This is a genomic window from Burkholderia sp. AW49-1 (assembly GCF_053427845.1).
Genome location: NZ_JBSAXF010000006.1, coordinates 299,012 through 314,119, shown reverse-complemented (window position 1 = coordinate 314,119; position 15,108 = coordinate 299,012). Strand labels below are relative to the sequence as shown.

The window sequence follows — 15,108 nt, the reverse complement described above, 5'->3', positions numbered from 1 at the left end:
GATGGATTATCCAAAAAGCGTGCCGGGCGTCGGCCTGGTGGATGGGAAGTTCGTCGACGAGGATCCCGGCGCAGGGCAGGTCGGCTCGTTGATTCCGTCAAAGTGGGGGAACGACCTGACGGACGAAGTGCTCAACGTCCTGCGGGAGGCGGGCATCAATCCCGACGAGGCGACGACGACCCAATTACGCGATGCCGTGCTCGCGATCGCCCAGCGTTCCGTGTCTGGTTCCATCGCGAGTCAAGCGGAGGCCGAGGCGGGCAAGGACAACACGAAGCTGATGACGCCGCTGCGCGTCGCACAGGCCACGGCGAAGAAGCAGGATGCGTTGGGCTATACCCCGGTTCAACAGGGGACAGGGATCGGACAAGGTTCGAACATCGTAAAGCTCGGCTGGGCGAAGGATGGCAGTGGTGTGCTTGTCACTGTCGACAATACCGACTTTGGTGCCATCGCACTCGCTAAGCAAGTAGTCGGATATGCGACGCAGCAGTGGGTGCAGGGATACGCCGTAAACATTGCCGCCCCGCGGATGCAGGACCGACCGGTGGTTGGACGGGACGGATGGCAGGCGGATTTTGCGCTTCAGAATCGGAGGCCGGGACAAAACTCGACGACGTACTTCCGGGCGCGCGATGGCGGTGGGCTTGAGATTATTAACAACGCGTACAGCGCCGTTCCGTGGAACGTCAGCGACGGTGGTGAAACGTGGCAGTCAGGCAACCTGCATGTCGGCAACGCGGTGTTTCAGACCGATGGCAACGTGCTGTTGGCGTTCCGTAACGCATGGTTGAGCGACGTCCTGGCCGACCTCTATAACCGCGATAACGGGAAGGCCAATGCTGGCGCGCGCGTGCAGTGGGATTCAGGCCTTGCCGAATTTGACTATGTTGGTTCCGTGAGCAGCAATATTCACGGTCAAATCGATTTGCCTGCCCCGTGGGTGGTGACAGGGCTCCGCGTTGCTGCGAGTACTAGTTCGATCACGGCGATTTGGCAGCGCGGTGTTGTCTTACGTAACCAATAAGGACCTCAAATGGATTTCAGTAAGTACACGCATGATCACATGGTGCTTGCCCTGAAGCGCATGTATCCCGACCTCGTGCCGGGTAAAGACTACCGCGCAGCTCAACCGGTAGAGCGGAACGGAGGGCAAAGCGGTCCTCCGTTTATCGCGCATTGGGCGAGTGAATTGGTGCCGCAGCCCGAGGATGCGGACGTGCATGCGTACTTCGAAGCTAACGAAGAGTCGATCCGCGCAGAATATATCCGGCTCTTCCGAGACATGGCGCTGCGCGGTAGTGACGGTAAGACCGTGGTCCCTCCCGATGCCCCGGCTTCGGTCAAGGTCCAGGCCGATGCATGGACGAAGTACCGCGAAGCGCTGCGGAAGATCCCCGAGCAAACGGGATTTCCGTTTGAGATTGAGTGGCCCCAATCTCCGGACGAAGAATTTGCTCCCTCTAGTTGAGGTTGCCGGCCCAGCGTGGCCGGCAGTTTGGAATCACGGTCAAGTATGGCCGGACAGAAATCACTGCCGCCTTTTGGGCGGCTTTTTCGTTTACGGGGATTCGATGCAAGACCACGAAAAGACCATTTTGGAGCTGATCATCATGGGCGGGTTGATTGGTATCGCGAAGGTGTTGGTAGGTGGTGAACAGCTGACATTTCGCCTGGTAGCGGGCCGCGCGATGTTGGGCTCTGCAACTTCGATGGTGGCGGGAATCGCGCTGTTGCAGATTCCGGATCTGCCGCCGATCGCGCTGCTCGGTCTTGGCAGCGCGATCGGCATCATCGGGTCGCAGTACCTCGAGGTGCTGTTGCGTCGGAACGCAAAGCGACTGTTCGGGGAGAAGTGACGATGGCGCGAATCACTGTTACCGCTGCCGGCGGGCGAAATCGCGTCGCGTTTCTCGACATGATTGCCGTGAGCGAGATTGGCTCCGATCTGCTGAAGAAGTCGGACGACGGCTACAACGTCCTTGTCGGCTCGACGCCGTCGCGCCCGCTGCTGTTCTCCGGCTATGCAGCGCATCCGAACGTCCTCAACCGGCAGATCCGGGTGCCATCGACGGCTGCGGGCCGATATCAGATCCTGACGCGCTGCAGCAGCTGCGCGAACACGGCGCACTGCCGTTGATCGACGCCGGCCGGTTCCGGGAGGCGGTGGCGAAGGTGTCGAACGTATGGGCAAGTCTGCCAGGTGCCGGCTATGGCCAGCACGAAAACAGGATCGAACATTTGCAGGCCGCGTACAGAGCGGCAGGCGGGGAGGTGGTCGCATGACGTGGATCGACCCGCGCATCTGGCTGCTCGTCATTGCCGGTGTCATTGCCGGCTCGGCGTGCGGGTATCTCAAGGGGCACCGTGATGCGGACCAGTCCGCCAAGGTCGCCGATCAGGCTAAGCAGATCGATGACTTGCGGGCTGAACGTGATGAATACAGCCGCCGCCTGGTGGCACAACAGGGGATCGCAATCGATGCTGCGAAAGAACGTGATCAGGCACGTGCTGATGCTGCTGTTGCCGGCGGTGTTGCTGACGGGCTGCGCCGCCAAGTCGCCGCGCTCGTTGCCGACGCTCGACGTGCCGGCGCTGCGGCCGGACGCCCGGCAACCGGCGACGCCCTCGATCTGCTTGCCGACCTGTTCGGCCGGGCTGACGAGCACGCGGGAGAGTTGGCGAAGATCGCTGACGAGCGAGGCATCGCCGGCCAGCAGTGTGAGCGTAGTTACGACGCGTTGATCACCAACGCATCAACCAATCTGTCGCAGTAACGCGGCAATCGAGGCCGTGCGGTCTCGAGAGAAACAGGGCGACCGGGGGAATGTTGGAGCATTCGCCCGGTCGCCTTTCCACTGTGCGTGCCAGTGAATCAGCCAAGGCTGACCCTGCCTCGATTCCACGAACAGCAAGAAGTTTGATAACTTTTTGCCTGTATGGAGAAGAACATGGCAGAGCACGTGGTACCCAGACGGCAGTATACGAAGGAGTTCAAGGTCGAGGTGGTGCGGCTCGCTGAGAGCGTCGGTCAGCATGAAGCCGCTCGCAGGCTGGGCGTGCCGGTGGCGACGCTGGGGAACTGGTGCCGTGATCAGCGCGATGGCAGTGCGCAGGTCGCAGGGGCGCCGGCGTCGAGTGCACCGAGCTCAAGTCGTCGTCCGGTTAGCACCTAGAGGCCGAGAACAGCCGTCTGTGTAAGGAACTGGCCAGCGCAAAGCTGGATATCGAAATTCTTCGAAAGGCGACGGCGTACTTCGCGAAGGGGGCGCGGCGAGGTACGCCTGGATTGACGCACATCGCGACCAGTACAGCGTAAGTCGGCTTTGCCGGGTTCTGGGTGTGTCGCGCAGCGGCTATTGCCAGTGGCGCGGCAGGGAGCCAAGTCGGCGGGCACTGGCCAATGCCATGTTGGACGCTGAGGTCGCCGCCATTCATCGTGCCAGCCGCGGCAGCTATGGCCGTCCTCGAATCGTGCGGCAGTTGCGTGCTCAGGGCCGGCCGGTGAGCGCCGAGCGCGTGCGTCGCAGCCTGCAACGCTAGGGGCTACGTCCGGTCTACAAGCGCCCGTATCGGGTGACGACGGATTCGACGCATCGCTTGCCGGTGGCGCCGAATCTGTTGGATCGGCGTTTCGACGGCTGGCGGCCCAATCAAGCCTGGGTAAGCGACATCACGTTCGTGAGGACCGGCGAGGGTTGGTTATATCTGGCGGCGATCCTGGATTTGGCGAGCGCATCGCTCCTCGCCTCGTCAACTGTTGTATCCACTTCGATGGACGAACCATGAAACACCTCCTGGATTAAGGTGTTGCGACGACCGGTTGAGTCCACCCTGCATGCCCGCCAGTATTTGCGTGGAAAGTTGCCAACCAATCGCTCTCCTTTGCGTCTTTATAGCTCGATGCGGAAGCCCAGTGGCGGTTCGATAAAAAACGGATAGAAAAGCTTTGCACATTCCATAATATCCGGCGGTCCGTAAAGAACGCCAATATCCCATGACCTGTCTCCGAACATGACCCAGTCTCCCGGCAACGGCAACACGGCATATTGCTGCGAATTGACTCCAAGTGCGTCGGCTGGACTGTCTCCCGGATCTTCCCACATAAACCAGAGGAACTCATCGTCAGTATTGTGTGCTCGATGGATGAAGCCCGGGTACTTCCCAAAATGAAAATGAAAGTAACCAAACGGATCTGGCTTCAATACCAATGTTGCGAAGTCCTTCGTCCCTTTCAACGCTAGCAAGTGCCGAATCAACTCAAAGAACTTTTGAGACTGAAGGTCACTCGAATCAAAAAAAAGCAAATCAGTAAGTGGCTTGCTGCGAAGCAATTCCACCTCTTCGATCGCTCGCTGCCACAGCAGCATGAACTCGTTCCGCTCGCGTATGAAATCGATCTTCATGGTTTGGGAAGCCGTATCTTAAGTGTGTAGCCGGGTGCTCCAGCCGGATAAAAATCAGCGGTAGGCATGCCAGCGTTCGATTTATTTCGGACGACGTATCGTGCTCCATTTTTTGTAAAGATGTCCGCTTTCCCATCCTTGGATAGCGTATGCGCCCATCCATTATTGCGCAAGTTGGCCTCAAACTCGGCTCTCGGTACGTCTGTTTCGATATTCCTGGTGCTTCGACCTATCGTCTTGTTAGTATATTCCGACGTAATCCGTCCTGGCGGAATCCCGTCGACCTCCGTCTCGGCAGCGGGCTTGCACATCTGCTTGACGCGTTCCCAAGCTTGCGCTGCCTTCCTCGCACCCTGCCCGATGCCGTGTTTGAGGGCTGGATTTTTAATGAGCTTCCATACAAAAGCAATGCCTCGCGCGGCTCCACCCAAGCCTGCCGAGAAATGGCAGTCGTTGCAGACAGTCGACGCAAGGAACGAAGGGCCGCCAGAAAGTGCGCGAGCACGCAGGACGATAGCCAGCGGTCCAACCGGCGAATCGCCATAGTTGTAGTTATCGATCCATTGGTTGATCTCTTCATCGCTGATTGGAATAGCCGGTCCGTCGCTCAGGTCGGTAGCGCTACCATTCGTGGCAACGGTTCCGGTACGTGAGGTGACCCGACCGTCGGGCGAAAAACCGAATGCCACCTTGAATAGGCGTCGCACGCCGCCATTTTCCGAACTCGCGAATTCCTTGAACTTGAAAGCGCTGATTCGCCCACGCAGGTCGTACTCGATATCAAATTCACCCGACGGGTTGCGACCATGCACAACCCGGTGTGCAGCGTCGCGCATCATCATCTTCGTGTTGTACAGCGTCTTTCCGTGTTGGGTGATGCCATAGACGTTCCCGGTGTAGTCACGGATGACTCCCCACTGTCCGGTCCATTTCCCGTCCGATGTCTGTAGAACGTACGAAATCCGGTTCATCGAGTCGTACGTCATCCCGTAAGCCATCGTCGCAAGGCCATCAGCCTTCAGGGCGGCGAATCCACTGGCCCCAGTCGGATCACTGGTCGGCATCTCGCTGATGCCTGTAGCGTTTCCGGCAAAGTCGTAGACGAAAGACTGAATCAGATTCGGCGAAGCAATCATCGATGGGCGCAGGCTCGTCGCATCGGCATAGCGAATCGTGGATACTGATGTACCTGAGCGGTTCTTGATAATCGATTTGACAGGACGTCCGGCGGCGTCATAGCTGTATTCTGACGTTCCACCACTTGCGTCGGTATCCTTTACAAGTTTGCCGGATACGTCCCATGCACTGATGGCATTACCTTCGGTCGACATGCTGGCCGTAGGGCGCAGCATGCCACCAATTGACGATATGTTTATCGTGGTGGTCCGCTTGCTGCCGGCGACTACCGTGGAACCTGCGTTGTAGGTAAACTGCACATTGCGCGTTGCATCGGGGTGGCTGGCTGTGGTCGCGCGGCCTTTCTCGTCATATGTCCATGTTGCGATGCGCGTGCCGACTTCGTTGACTTCTCCGGTCAGGGCGTTCGGGAAGCGCGAATCTTCGTAAGCATACCGATACACGCTGCCATCCGGCCACGTGACGGAAATGAGATTGTTATTGGTGTCGTAGCCGTACCGGGTTACATGCCCCAGGGGATCGGTCTGGCTCGACAGGCGCCGCTGGTCGTCGTAGTCGAGGCGGAGCGTAACATCCATGCTCTCCATCGTGCCTACGGCATGCTGGCTGATTGTTGACAGCAACCCTGATGCATCGTAGGCCAGAGTGCGGGTAATCCGTGTTTTCGTCTCCTCGGAGAGCAGGACACCTCGCACCGAATACGATTCGACGGTTTCCGTCTGAAGGTCCGTTAGTGCCCAGCCAGACGCGTTCTGCGAGAGCGCCAATCCAGTAAAACCGGGCGTGCGCCACGAGCCTGCCGACCAGTTAAATGTGACAGGCTCACCATTCTCACGGTATGCCACGACCTTTGGCGCACTGCCGTCGTTCGCATTCGCTAGTTCAAGGTGACGTTGCCAGCTATGGAACCAGCCTGCCCCCATCGGGCCACCATTTTTCGCGATTCGTTTCGAGTTATACGTGCGCGTAAAGAGCATCGGCAAATCGTCACCGCTGACGAAGTCAGCCACCGTCAGCGTGACCGCACCGCTACCGGGATACACCGGGTCGGCAACCGGACAACTTAAATCGGGTTCCGGAGAATCAAGATCAGGTTTCGCGGAACTGGCACACCATGCGTCAATCGACTCGATGTCATTGAGGCATGCGTAGTCGCCCATTCCACCCGGAGCAGTGCTGACTACATCAAGACGGCATGTTGGCGTCCCCGGCGTAGCACTGGAGCGCGCATAGAGCGCCCAACAGCCGCCGTCTGCGTTTGCATCAAAGGCGGCCAAAAATAACGAAAATGCCCCCAAAATACGAACCATACAAGTCGCAAGACCATGCGACGAGCGGTTTTTTTTCATAATTTGCTCTGTTGGAATGTATTGTTATAAAACTACAGCGTTTGAAGATTGTATTCGACCAATTGATTGGTGCAATTTGACAAGTCAGAAAGTTCGATTGGCCAGTGATTTTCTCAGCGTTTGGCGGTACCGTTCACAGTCGCAAGTGGACCGGCCAGCCTTTCGTAGACATCTTCGAGCCATAATTTATGGCAACCGAGGAGGTCAGGATGAGCGGCAAGCGGTACACGGATGAGTTCAAGATCGAGGCAGTCAAACATGTAACCGAACGGGGTCATTCGGTGGTAGGGGTGGCCTAGCGTTTGGGCATCACGACCCACAGCCTTTACGCATGGAAGCTGAAGTTTGGCAGGCCCGACGTCGTGCGGCAGGCGGAGCTGGATCAGAGCGCCGAGGTTCGGCGACTGAAGGCCGAGCTCAAGCGCATGACCGAGGAACGCGACATTCTAAAAAAGCCGTCGCGTACTTTGCAAAGGGATAACGGCACTGGCGATGGGAATTAGCCGAGATTACGTGTTGAGAGCGCTACTAGCTATCGAATTATGCTATGAATAATGTTCAACAGTCCCCCGACTTCGATGTCGATAAATTCGTTTATTTGTTGTACGCCTGCTATCCGGGAAATTACGATGATTTTTCGATACCCGAGGTATGTCTAAAGCAATGCATGGGCTCACAAGGAGAGGTGTTGCCAGAGAGGTTCGATGCGATCGCCATTAAGCTTGCCTGTGGATACCACTACGGCCAACTCTCATACGGGTTTTGTGACGGGGCCGTAAATCTTCTAGCTGGACGGCTATATTCTGACGTACTGGTTGATCGCGATACTTGGCCCCATCTGTTCTGGGAGATCTATTTGGCCTTCGACGCGGGCGAATATTATCGATCGGGCGAACGTAACATAGACCCGGCTGAAAAATACACGAGGCCGCTAATTGCAGAAATCGTCTCCAATAGAACCTGAGTGGTTTGTGTGAATTAAACGTGAACGTCCGATGTTCAGGGAGCCACCGACGCTCGAACGACAGCAAGATGCTGCTGGCGACTGGCACTTCATGGTCGATCGCGGCCGGCCACCGCCCTGCAACGCGCGACCGGCGCAGATCGACCCTGAGTCGTCATTTGCGGTGCCGGTTGCCGAGGGCCGCTTTCTGCCGCGCATCGGCATCGTTCACTCGGCATCCGCAGGTGGGATCGGAAATCAGCAAATACCCCCGCTGATGCAAACCTTCGGCCTGGGGAGCCGACACAGTCCGATCAAGCGTTTGCGTTCAGCAGGGCACGCGGGCGTTCACTCCTGGGGTGGACCACGTGCACCAGCGCTGAACCTCTTGTGGCTGTGGCTGCTGCTGCGTCGCATACGGTCGGCCAGTCATCGGGTTAAAGGCGTCACCCTCTGAGGAACGTGCGGACCCCATTGCTCGAGACGCACTTAGTGCCTGGCCGACCTCGACTTGCTGCGTGATGAGATCCTTTTTCTGGGCATCCTCAACCTTTTTGGTCATGGCAACCAGCCGCGCAAACTTCGGATCGCTCGCTTCCTGCAGGGGCGGCAGCGGCGGCGCAACGGGCATGAACACCAGCGGGCCGGTGTATTTCGGTATGCCTTGTTTCGATGGTTTGCCCCAATTTGCCGCCTTACCGATTTCCCACACGGCGACGTTGATTTCGAGCGCGTGCTCATAGTTCCGATTCACATCCGCCAGCGTGGGAGTTCCAGTAGGTGCGGGAAATGGTCGTAACGCTGGCGGCAAGGTCTGCGGCCCTGTCGGGTAGACGACCCGGACCCAACCTGTCGTAGCGACGGAGTATTGAAACAGCAGGTCTTGATAGGCTTCCAGTATCTGGGCACGGCTGTGGGCCTTGGATTCGCGAACCATGGCTTGATACGCATTTAACGCCTTGGTGTAGCGCACGTTGTCGTCCCGCGTGGTGATGACGAGCTGCTGCTGCGGATCAGGTGGGGCTGGCGGCGTGGCAGCGCAGCCCGACAGCGCAATAACAGCAACCGTGAAGATGGCAACTGCTCGAACCTTCACCTGCGCATGATGCGACATAGAATGCTCCGACCAGAGGGTATAAGATTGGGCCAATATATATCGATCTATCCCATTTCAACTACGGGTAGGCGATTTTCATATAGAAGTTTCGCTAAAAATTGATAGAAAATCAACGGCCTATAAAACTCTCGATTTTTTGGATCGAGGCAAACGCTTGAGATAACGGACGAGTACGCCTTTCAGGATCTACTGTACGGTGTGCTTCAACTTGATTTTGATGATATCCGGCCACAAGGCTGGTGCCTGAACTATGAGGGAACCAACACGCCTAGCCGAAGAGTCTGATGCGCCGTGTGGGCCACCGCCCCCGGCCGAGTCTCATGTTTGCGGCTGCATGCATATGCCCCGAACATGCAATAAACCAGCCATGACGAACGAATCTGAAAAGAAGAGCGATTACGATCACCTAGGCGGACAGGCGCAGGCTTCGAACAAAGCTCAATATCACGCGACGCCTACGCGTGTCGATTGAACGCCCGCTTGCTGAGTGCAACTGCCCTTTGGATGACCGCGCAACGCATCGGCCGAGGGTCCGCTTCTGGCCGAGGCTGTGTGAAAACCCGCGCCGAACGCACCGGCCGACAAACTCGGCTCGCCAGATCGCCACGTACGGGTTTCGAAGCGGTTCGGGAGGGGTAAAGCGACACTCGAAAACCGGATAGTCTCGAGTTTTCACACAGCCTCGGCCGATAGCAGTCCACGGCGATCTGCGGCCTTGCATTGCTACATCAGCCCGGCACGTCGCATTTCATCGCGTAGCAAGAAGTAAAGCTTGCGGAAGGGGCCGAACGGACCCCCGAGGTCACCATAATCCGTGGAATCGCGATTCGCGCCTTCCCACCAGTCCATGACCTTCTGAAGTGACTTCCGGAGCGTCACAATTTCGAGGATGAGGCGTCGGATTTCCGGGTCGTGGTTGGCCCGCCAGAGTTCGCGCAGTTCGGTCTCGGTTGGCGCCACGAACTCCGGCATCACACGTGCGCAATTTCGGTACGGATCGGTCAGCGGCACGACGTTACGATCGACTTTCGTTTCCTCGATCGGACGGGCGTCCGACTCATCGAGAAACTGCCCGGTGAGGCACTGAAACTCCCCAGCGGTGACTGGGACATACGTACGACGGCGCTCCCCTGACTCGAGGTGGGTGTACTCCCACGTGTATGCCCAGCGCGGTTTCATGACGAGATGCGATGCTGTATGGATGTACAGTGTATCTCGCGGTAGGATGGGCTCGTCAAGTCTCATAAATGGGGAGCGGCGATGTGTACGAACTACCGGGCACCGCATGAGGACTTCGAGATCCGCGAACTCCATATCGAGCCATTCAGCGACCTATATCGTCGTTTCCCCTGGAAGCCAGAGATCTACCAGGACTATGACGCTCCGATCGTCGCGAATGTCGACGGGCAGCTCAAGCCGTTGATCGCTGGCTTCGGATTTTGGCCGCGGGCGCTTCAGAAGGCCAATGTAGAGAAGGCGAAGGAGCAGGGCCGGAAGCCGCCGATCATCCGCAGCACGATGAACGTGCGCGACGACAACCTCGGGAAGTCGCCGCTGTACGGTCCGGCGTGGCGCGCCGGCCGCCGCTGCCTGATTCCGGCTGACTGGATCTATGAGCCGTGCTATGAGACGGGAAAGAATGTGTGGCATCGGATCGGCCTGGCTGACTGGCGTACGATGTGCGTCGCTGGCATCTGGCGGCCGCTCCAACGTCCGGACGGCGCCGAGCATCACACGATGTCAATGATTACGGTGATTGGCGAGGGACACCCGATCTTTTCCCGAATGCACAAACCTGGCGACGAGAAGCGGGCCGTTGCGATCTTGCGGCCGGACGACTGGGAGGAATGGCTGACGACGTCGAACGTCGACGCTGCGCGCGCGATGTTGCAGTTGTACCCAGCGGATGAGATGACGACCGAGCCGGCTGCCGATCGTTAAGTTGATTTGTCCGTTCGGTCGAGGTAGCTTTGACGAGAAACGGGTTTTCCATCGGGAGGACGCTTCATGAAATTCAGAAAGTCTGAATTGGCGCAAATCCAACTGGATGAGGCGATCCGGCAGTTTCTTGATCGGAAAGACTATGTCTGTGCGTGCACACTGGCCGGCGCGGCAGAGGAGATATTCGGCGCCTTGTTGAAACGACAGGGAATAAAAACGGCTCTCGACGAGCTGGCTGATATGTGGAACGCTTCGGATCTTCCGGTGCTGGACCAGCAAGCAATTGGGCGGTCGTTGAACCACGTTCGAAACCAACTGAAGCACGCAGGGGATCCAAATTTCGACGAAATTGAAGCAACTCAAATCGATGCGATGCTGCTAATTGCGCGGGCTGCAGGAATGCACCCGAAATTCGCTGACAGTCCAACTGAGCAACTTCTGCGCTTCCGGCAATGGTGGCAAGACGGGGCCGCAGCGCTGGTGGACCAATTTCCTCGCTTGGAAGACGCTGCGAACTAGAAGCTATGTTCGTTGAGCGCTTCGTAAGGCCACGACTCGTAGCGTAAGTTTTGGCGTAGCTTTTGTATTGCGCTCACGTGTGGCGGGGCGTGATATTACTTCGAGGAAAACGAGTAATCGCGTTCGACGTGCGGGTGCCCGAGTGCGGGCGTCGTGCGCTGAATTCAAATCCTGTCGCTGGTTCTTGCGACCGTCGAAATTCCTTACCGGCGTAGGCGCCGATTGCGAGCATCCCGTGCCTCCTGCTCGTCCCGATCACGGTTGACCCGCCATTGAAGATCGAAACCGAACGTTTGACATTGCGTCGCTGGCGCCCGGACGATGCCGGTGTGCTGGCCGCGATGCATGCGGATTCCGATGTGACCGCGTGGCTCGCGCGTGGCCCGATGTCCGTCGATGAGGCGGAGGCCACCATCGTGCGCTTCGACGCGCATTTCGATGCGCACGATTTCGGTGTATGGGCGATCGAGCGTCGTGCGGATGGCGCGCTGATCGGGCTCTGCGGTTTGTCGCGCGAAGTTCGCGACGAGCACCCGATGGCGCCGTGTGTCGAGATCATGTGGCGCCAGGCCCGCTCATCGTGGGGGCATGGCCATATTGGCGAAGCGGCCGCCGCGGTATTGGCCGACGGATTCGTCCGGATCGGGCTCGGCGAGATCTTCGCGTGGACGGCCGCCGCCAACCTGCGATCGCGGCACGTGGCGCAGCGGCTTGGGATGGCGCGGCAGCCCTTGCGCGATTTCGATCATCCTGCATTGCCGCAGGGACATGCACTCCGGCAACATGTGGTGTTCGTCGCGCACGCAACGTCCGTTCGTCTCGACGGCCAAGTCAGTACGTAACGGGGCCCGGGCATACCTGCCCGCCAACGCCATTCCGCGTTCTGCAGCGCGATCCGGTAGCCGTCTGCGTCCTCGGACGTCTGTCCGGATGCATCCCAAACGGATTGAATGACGTCACGCGCATGCAGCCGTGCGCGGCGGCGCGTGCGCATGCGGCTTCCCATGCAGGGCAGTCGGGCAGATCGAAGGCGATCAGGTCTTGGGCCGTCGGCGACGTGGCGACCGGATGCGCAGGACAGTGCGCGAATTCAAAGTGATAGTCGAGTCTTTCGCATCCAGGCATCACGCCGTAGTAACCATCGCGATCGTCGAAGCGTGCGAGTACTGATAACGCGAACGCGTCGCGGTACATCCGTTGGGTTCTGGCGAGGTCGCCGAGGGTAAGCCGTCGGGGTGGGCACGCGCGTGCTGCGAGCGGATATGGGGGCGGCGATATGGCCCTCACAAATCACCCAGGCAAGAAAAAGCCCGCTGCTGGAGCGGGCTGAATCCATGTTTGGAGACATGGAGGAGACGGATGTAACTTTAAGGGAAAACCCGAGGGCTGGCAAGCCCTAGTTGTAATTGTGCAACGCAGCGCTGCCGGGCCTTCCTGACAAGGAAGGAGCGGTGCGCCATCAAGCCCTTGCCGGTGTGTCACAGTGCCCTGTCGAAAAAGCGGCATCCCTTGGCGCGGAGGCCGTCGCGTAACCGCGAAGCCGCCGGCGCATTCACGACCCGCCCGCCTGCGCGCGCGGCAAACGCGCCGAACCGCTCCTGCGCGACCGGCACCGCGTACTTGTCGCGCATTTCCGTCTCGATCCACGTGCAGGCCTCGCGCGCGCAGTCGGTCAGTGCGTGCCGCGTCGCATGTCCGTCGATGTCGTACAGGAAGCGCACACCCACCTCGTGGTCGGTGACTTGTCGCTGCAACTGCTGGAGCTGCAATTGCGGCCCGTGCCGTTGCGACAGCGCGCGCAGCTCGTCGAAGTGATATTCGAGCCAGTCGGCGAAGAACAGCGCATCGCTGTGGCAGCGCAGACGGAACGCCGCACTGCGCGACGGACGCTGCGCGCCGCCGCCGGCGACCTGCGGCTCGCCGTTCGGTGCCATGGCCGCATCGACGGGCGCGAGTGGCTGCCCGGTCTGCCGGTACGGTTCGCGGTCGCGCAACGCGTGCCACAGCAATTCATCGCCGGTGGCACCGGACGGCTGCATCGTCAGGTCGTGCCGGCCGTCGCCGACAGTGGCGACGTCGCGGATCACGAGGCGCAGCGAGCAGAGCGGCTCGTCCGCGACCAGCAGCGTCGCCGCGCGCGGCAATCCGCACACGAGCGGGGCGGCGCCGGCCGCCCGGAATACGAGCCCGTGGCGATCGAGCCGCACGAGCGGCAGCGGCCGTGGAAACGACGGGTAGGTGACTGCGATGCGGGCGCCGCCGGCACCCGTCAACCCGGGCATCATCGCGCGAAAGACCTGAGACTGGTCCACGGTGGTTCTCCTTCGTTACGATGCCGCCCGGCCGGACTGCGTGCGTTCCGGCTCAGGCGGCGATGGCCTGCCGGGCAGCCTGTCCCGGCTCAATTCCAAGTGCGGCAAACGTTTGCGGATCGATATCGATCCAGCACGCGACAACCAGACGGCCATCCACCGGTTTCGGGGGGCCTGCCCGGTGCGCGTGCACGCCGATCCGGCGGAACAGCCTCTCCATGCTCGCGAACGTCACGCCGATCAGCTGCCGCGCGCCCAGTTGCGCCGCGCATTCGACGACCGCGGCGAGCATCGGGCGGACGGCCCACTCGGCATTGCCCGGGCCGCCTTCGTCACCGGTCGCCGCGAACCGCGACAGCTCCCAGACGGCTGCCGATTGCGGCAGCGCGACGTCGTCGGCGATCAGATCGGCGAACAGCGACTTCAGCAGATACGGGCGCGTGGTCGGCAACAGGCGCGCACATCCGCACACTTCGCCGCCGGCGTTTCTCGCGAACACGTAGACGGTATCGTCGCGATCGAACTGGTCGCGCTCGAAACTTTCGTTCGCGGACGGGAGTGCCCAACCGAGCTGTTCGACGAACACGCGGCGCCGATAGCGCCCGAGATCCGCTGCAAGTTCGTGTGGCAACCGCCCTTCCTCGTGAACGAAGGTCCGCATGGTGTCCTCGGATCTGTACTTTGGTATGCACGCATTACATCGCGCGTCCCGAGGGGGGGTAACTAGTAACTCTTACAGGGTGAGGGGTGGCCGATACCATTCGACCGCTGGTATCGGTTTCTTGATCGGCGGGATTGAAATACGGGCGGCTTTTGCTTATAAAGAGCGCCAGTCTTGCGGAAAAGTCAGAGGAAAGCGCGGCCGGTTGTCACTGGAGCGTGGGACCGGCATGATAGGCGTCGTTGCGACCGAGCAGCGACGACGCAACCGCGGCCGGCCAATCGACGTGTGCGAGCCGCGCGGCGAGCACGGCGGCGGTGCGAAACATGCCGAGGTCGGCGCCGGTGGCATCGACGGCCATGATGTTGCTGCGAACATCGCCGCCTGCGATCACGAACGTGCCCGTCGCGCGCTCGAGATACCAGTCCCAGCCGACCGTCAGGTATGCGACGCCGGCACTGGCCGGGCGATGCCATTCGGTGTAGCCGGCCAGGCGCGCGTCGATGGCGCTGTCGCGCAGTTCCGCGAGCAGCGACGCATCGAGGCCGCTTGCGACGTGGTCGAGCATGAGCGCGGCCAGTGCGCTTTCGGACAGGCGCACGTAGCCGTCCGGCGACGGGCCGCGGACCGGATGCAACAAAGGTGAAGTCATGCGCGGAATGTATCAGCCCCGAACCGGTGCTGGCACCTGACAGGTATGACAGCGTAACGTTGTCGGAGAAT

16 protein-coding genes and 4 pseudogenes are annotated in these 15,108 nt (G+C 59.7%); 12 read left to right on the top strand and 8 right to left on the bottom strand.

Annotated features, from left to right (window positions below):
* Position 1: 1 nt before the first annotated feature.
* From ACV22W_RS13140 to ACV22W_RS13115, 6 genes and pseudogenes are all read left to right on the top strand, one after another.
* Positions 2 to 1,027 carry a hypothetical protein gene (locus ACV22W_RS13140; protein WP_448019687.1) on the top strand — a complete coding sequence of 342 codons (1,026 nt, stop codon included), beginning with the start codon at positions 2 to 4 and terminating at the stop codon, positions 1,025 to 1,027.
* Between the two features lie 9 nt (positions 1,028 to 1,036).
* Positions 1,037 to 1,471 carry an XkdW family protein gene (locus ACV22W_RS13135; protein ID WP_448019686.1) on the top strand — a complete coding sequence of 145 codons (435 nt, stop codon included), beginning with the start codon at positions 1,037 to 1,039 and terminating at the stop codon, positions 1,469 to 1,471.
* Between the two features lie 103 nt (positions 1,472 to 1,574).
* Positions 1,575 to 1,859: a holin gene (locus ACV22W_RS13130; RefSeq protein ID WP_448019685.1), complete on the top strand. Its 285-nt coding sequence runs from the start codon at positions 1,575 to 1,577 to the stop codon at positions 1,857 to 1,859.
* A gap of 2 nt (positions 1,860 to 1,861) precedes the next feature.
* Positions 1,862 to 2,286, top strand: a pseudogene (locus tag ACV22W_RS13125) (glycoside hydrolase).
* The gene (locus tag ACV22W_RS13120; RefSeq protein ID WP_448019683.1) at positions 2,283 to 2,777 is read left to right on the top strand and encodes a DUF2514 family protein; all 495 of its coding nucleotides are present in this window, start codon (positions 2,283 to 2,285) and stop codon (positions 2,775 to 2,777) included. Before ACV22W_RS13125 ends, ACV22W_RS13120 begins: the two are co-directional and overlap by 4 nt.
* A 162-nt stretch (positions 2,778 to 2,939) precedes the next feature.
* A pseudogene (locus ACV22W_RS13115) lies at positions 2,940 to 3,756 on the top strand (IS3 family transposase); the annotation flags it as partial.
* A gap of 137 nt (positions 3,757 to 3,893) precedes the next feature.
* Here ACV22W_RS13115 and ACV22W_RS13110 read toward each other — a convergent pair.
* On the bottom strand, positions 3,894 to 4,406 hold the full coding sequence (locus ACV22W_RS13110) for a hypothetical protein (protein ID WP_448019682.1): 513 nt from the start codon (positions 4,404 to 4,406) through the stop codon (positions 3,894 to 3,896).
* Positions 4,403 to 6,892, bottom strand: coding sequence for a DUF6531 domain-containing protein (locus tag ACV22W_RS13105; protein WP_448019681.1), 2,490 nt, complete (start codon positions 6,890 to 6,892; stop codon positions 4,403 to 4,405). Before ACV22W_RS13105 ends, ACV22W_RS13110 begins: the two co-directional genes overlap by 4 nt.
* Positions 6,893 to 7,101: 209 nt before the next feature.
* On the opposite strand from ACV22W_RS13105, the pseudogene ACV22W_RS13100 reads away from it, so the two are divergent.
* Both ACV22W_RS13100 and ACV22W_RS13095 read left to right on the top strand, forming a co-directional pair.
* Positions 7,102 to 7,378, top strand: a pseudogene (locus ACV22W_RS13100) (transposase); the annotation flags it as partial.
* A 61-nt stretch (positions 7,379 to 7,439) separates the two neighbouring features.
* Positions 7,440 to 7,856 (top strand): hypothetical protein, encoded by a 417-nt coding sequence (locus tag ACV22W_RS13095; protein ID WP_448019679.1) that lies wholly within the window; start codon positions 7,440 to 7,442, stop codon positions 7,854 to 7,856.
* A 307-nt stretch (positions 7,857 to 8,163) separates the two neighbouring features.
* Here ACV22W_RS13095 and ACV22W_RS13090 read toward each other — a convergent pair whose 3' ends face one another.
* On the bottom strand, positions 8,164 to 8,949 hold the full coding sequence (locus ACV22W_RS13090; RefSeq protein WP_420483877.1) for a hypothetical protein: 786 nt from the start codon (positions 8,947 to 8,949) through the stop codon (positions 8,164 to 8,166).
* A 156-nt stretch (positions 8,950 to 9,105) separates the two neighbouring features.
* Here ACV22W_RS13090 and ACV22W_RS13085 point away from each other — a divergent pair.
* Positions 9,106 to 9,237: pseudogene (locus ACV22W_RS13085) on the top strand (PD-(D/E)XK nuclease domain-containing protein); the annotation flags it as partial.
* 438 nt (positions 9,238 to 9,675) lie between these two features.
* Here ACV22W_RS13085 and ACV22W_RS13080 read toward each other — a convergent pair.
* Positions 9,676 to 10,131: a hypothetical protein gene (locus ACV22W_RS13080; protein WP_448019677.1), complete on the bottom strand. Its 456-nt coding sequence runs from the start codon at positions 10,129 to 10,131 to the stop codon at positions 9,676 to 9,678.
* Between the two features lie 81 nt (positions 10,132 to 10,212).
* Here ACV22W_RS13080 and ACV22W_RS13075 point away from each other — a divergent pair, with 81 nt between their 5' ends.
* The 3 genes from ACV22W_RS13075 (at position 10,213) to ACV22W_RS13065 (ending at position 12,254) form a co-directional block, all read left to right on the top strand.
* Positions 10,213 to 10,893 carry an SOS response-associated peptidase family protein gene (locus ACV22W_RS13075; protein WP_448019675.1) on the top strand — a complete coding sequence of 227 codons (681 nt, stop codon included), beginning with the start codon at positions 10,213 to 10,215 and terminating at the stop codon, positions 10,891 to 10,893.
* A gap of 66 nt (positions 10,894 to 10,959) precedes the next feature.
* Positions 10,960 to 11,412, top strand: coding sequence for a hypothetical protein (locus tag ACV22W_RS13070; RefSeq protein WP_448019673.1), 453 nt, complete (start codon positions 10,960 to 10,962; stop codon positions 11,410 to 11,412).
* A gap of 272 nt (positions 11,413 to 11,684) precedes the next feature.
* Complete coding sequence (locus ACV22W_RS13065; protein ID WP_448019671.1) at positions 11,685 to 12,254, top strand: GNAT family N-acetyltransferase; 570 nt, start codon at positions 11,685 to 11,687, stop codon at positions 12,252 to 12,254.
* Here ACV22W_RS13065 and ACV22W_RS13060 read toward each other — a convergent pair.
* The 4 genes from ACV22W_RS13060 to ACV22W_RS13045 form a co-directional block, all read right to left on the bottom strand.
* Entirely contained in the window at positions 12,244 to 12,606 is a 363-nt protein-coding gene (locus ACV22W_RS13060) for a glyoxalase (protein WP_448019669.1), read from the bottom strand. The two genes, ACV22W_RS13065 and ACV22W_RS13060, sit on opposite strands and share 11 nt — an antisense overlap.
* Positions 12,607 to 12,890: 284 nt before the next feature.
* Positions 12,891 to 13,724 carry a hypothetical protein gene (locus ACV22W_RS13055; protein WP_448019668.1) on the bottom strand — a complete coding sequence of 278 codons (834 nt, stop codon included), beginning with the start codon at positions 13,722 to 13,724 and terminating at the stop codon, positions 12,891 to 12,893.
* A gap of 52 nt (positions 13,725 to 13,776) precedes the next feature.
* Complete coding sequence (locus ACV22W_RS13050; protein WP_448019666.1) at positions 13,777 to 14,385, bottom strand: acyl-homoserine-lactone synthase; 609 nt, start codon at positions 14,383 to 14,385, stop codon at positions 13,777 to 13,779.
* Between the two features lie 208 nt (positions 14,386 to 14,593).
* Entirely contained in the window at positions 14,594 to 15,037 is a 444-nt protein-coding gene (locus ACV22W_RS13045) for a DUF4902 domain-containing protein (protein ID WP_448019664.1), read from the bottom strand.
* Positions 15,038 to 15,108: the final 71 nt, after the last annotated feature.

Excerpts from the sequence above, each read along its gene's own strand:
- ACV22W_RS13140 (WP_448019687.1), top strand. The coding sequence starts at position 2 with ATGGATTATCCAAAAAGCGTGCCGGGCGTCGGCCTGGTGGATGGGAAG.
- ACV22W_RS13135 (WP_448019686.1), top strand. The coding sequence starts at position 1,037 with ATGGATTTCAGTAAGTACACGCATGATCACATGGTGCTTGCCCTGAAG.
- ACV22W_RS13130 (WP_448019685.1), top strand. The coding sequence starts at position 1,575 with ATGCAAGACCACGAAAAGACCATTTTGGAGCTGATCATCATGGGCGGG.
- ACV22W_RS13120 (WP_448019683.1), top strand. The coding sequence starts at position 2,283 with ATGACGTGGATCGACCCGCGCATCTGGCTGCTCGTCATTGCCGGTGTC.
- ACV22W_RS13110 (WP_448019682.1), bottom strand. The coding sequence starts at position 4,406 with ATGAAGATCGATTTCATACGCGAGCGGAACGAGTTCATGCTGCTGTGG.
- ACV22W_RS13105 (WP_448019681.1), bottom strand. The coding sequence starts at position 6,892 with ATGAAAAAAAACCGCTCGTCGCATGGTCTTGCGACTTGTATGGTTCGT.
- ACV22W_RS13095 (WP_448019679.1), top strand. The coding sequence starts at position 7,440 with ATGAATAATGTTCAACAGTCCCCCGACTTCGATGTCGATAAATTCGTT.
- ACV22W_RS13090 (WP_420483877.1), bottom strand. The coding sequence starts at position 8,949 with ATGTCGCATCATGCGCAGGTGAAGGTTCGAGCAGTTGCCATCTTCACG.
- ACV22W_RS13080 (WP_448019677.1), bottom strand. The coding sequence starts at position 10,131 with ATGAAACCGCGCTGGGCATACACGTGGGAGTACACCCACCTCGAGTCA.
- ACV22W_RS13075 (WP_448019675.1), top strand. The coding sequence starts at position 10,213 with ATGTGTACGAACTACCGGGCACCGCATGAGGACTTCGAGATCCGCGAA.
- ACV22W_RS13070 (WP_448019673.1), top strand. The coding sequence starts at position 10,960 with ATGAAATTCAGAAAGTCTGAATTGGCGCAAATCCAACTGGATGAGGCG.
- ACV22W_RS13060 (WP_448019669.1), bottom strand. The coding sequence starts at position 12,606 with ATGTACCGCGACGCGTTCGCGTTATCAGTACTCGCACGCTTCGACGAT.
- ACV22W_RS13050 (WP_448019666.1), bottom strand. The coding sequence starts at position 14,385 with ATGCGGACCTTCGTTCACGAGGAAGGGCGGTTGCCACACGAACTTGCA.
- ACV22W_RS13045 (WP_448019664.1), bottom strand. The coding sequence starts at position 15,037 with ATGACTTCACCTTTGTTGCATCCGGTCCGCGGCCCGTCGCCGGACGGC.